Here is a 1,624-nt window from a genome sequence, read left to right as displayed (position 1 = left end):
AGTGAGTACAATCACTAATGAGGTGAACCATGACAAGCAAGAAGAAACGTATTATCCATTCTCCTGAATTTAAAGCAGAAACCCTGAAGCTGGCGGAGAAAGTGGGAGTCGCTGCAGCCGCAAGACAGCTCTCATTACATGAATCTCAGATCTACGGTTGGCGAAAAGCCACAAAGAAGAATTCTAATATTAGCCAACGAGAACAAGAATTGGCCGTTGAAGTAGCTAAGCTAAAGAGGCAGTTGGCAGAGCAAGCAGAAGAGCTAGAAATCGTAAAAAAGGCCGCCACCTACTTCGCGAAAAATCTAAAGTAAATTGCTATGAATTTATGCTCGAACACCTGCTGAGTTTCAGTATTTCCCGTATGGCTAAGGTGTTCAGAGTTTCTCGAAGTGGGTTTTATTATTGGGTTGAGAATCGCCACAAGGCGATTCAACGTGAGACAGAGCGCCAAAAGCTTGATATCAAAGTAAAAGAAGCCTTTGACGTTAGCAAAGAACGAGATGGCTCAAGACGTATTCAGAAAGAACTGGCAGAGAGCGGTGATAACCATAATGTTAAGACCATTGCCGCCAGTATGAAACGTCAGGATTTAGTAGCGAAAGCAGCACGCAAGTTTAAGTGTACAACAGACAGTAAACATAAAATGCCCGTTGCTCCGAACTTGCTCGCTCAAGATTTTAACGCAACGGCTCCAAATCAAAAATGGGCAGGAGACATCACCTATGTTGCCACAAGCGAAGGCTGGCTGTACTTAGCTGTCATTATTGACCTCTATTCAAGACAAGTTATTGGTTGGTCAATGAATACGAGAATGACGGCCTCACTGGTCTGCGATGCCTTATCAATGGCTTTATTTCGCCGAGGTTTCCCTGAGCAGGTTATTACTCATAGCGATCGAGGTAGTCAGTACTGTTCGAAAGACTATCGAGACCTCATAAGTAATTATAATCTAAGGCAAAGTATGAGTAGGAAAGGAAATTGCTGGGATAATGCTTGTGTTGAGAGCTTCTTTCATTCTATGAAAGTAGAAGCAATCCAATATGAACCGATCATGACGAGAGAGCAGATGCGTCAAACGATCTTCGAGTACATTAAGGTTGATTATAATCGAACGAGAAGGCACAGTGCTCTTGGGTACCTAAGCCCAATGAACTTTGAAAAACAAAATGTCGCTTAGTTAAGTGTCCAGTCTGACTGGAGCAGATCACTCTGCTAAGCGGCAAATAATCCCACCACTTAAAACTTAAAGCTCATACCTTAAACACCTCAGCCAACCATCCCGACAATGCTACGCGTTTATTTATCCGTTTGAGCAGTTTGTTAAGACTTACTTCACAAACCGATTTCGCCTTGACACTATAGCAAACGGCTAATGACAAAGCTGAAATCACAGCTAAACGACAGACAATACCGCTTTCAAACGAAAAACACTCACTGTGCGAAAAAGCCTAACTCAACAAGTGCGATGAGAGTTTGTGAGAGCCACATAACCACTTCAATTTTAAAACGCGACAAACTCATCGAGTCTGGTTACCAAACTATTTAGCCTAAAAATAACAGCGAGTCTCTACGCTTTTTAAACGGATTTTTTCCGAATCCCATCCAGGTATTACATTAGATT

The 1,624-nt window shown here is 42.3% G+C and carries 1 protein-coding gene; it reads left to right on the top strand.

Annotation, left to right across the window (positions count from 1 at the left end; translation table 11 throughout):
• Positions 1-29: 29 nt before the first annotated feature.
• A protein-coding gene (locus BCT81_RS27140; protein ID WP_102426477.1) for an IS3 family transposase occupies positions 30-1,180 on the top strand; the annotation gives its coding sequence in 2 pieces (ribosomal slippage) (positions 30-273 and positions 273-1,180; 1,152 coding nt in all).
• The last annotated feature ends 444 nt before the right edge of the window (positions 1,181-1,624 follow it).

Origin of the sequence: Vibrio sp. 10N.261.52.A1 (genome assembly GCF_002876325.1) — a bacterium.
GTDB lineage: Bacteria > Pseudomonadota > Gammaproteobacteria > Enterobacterales > Vibrionaceae > Vibrio > Vibrio chagasii.
This window is presented reverse-complemented; position numbering and strand designations above follow the sequence as displayed.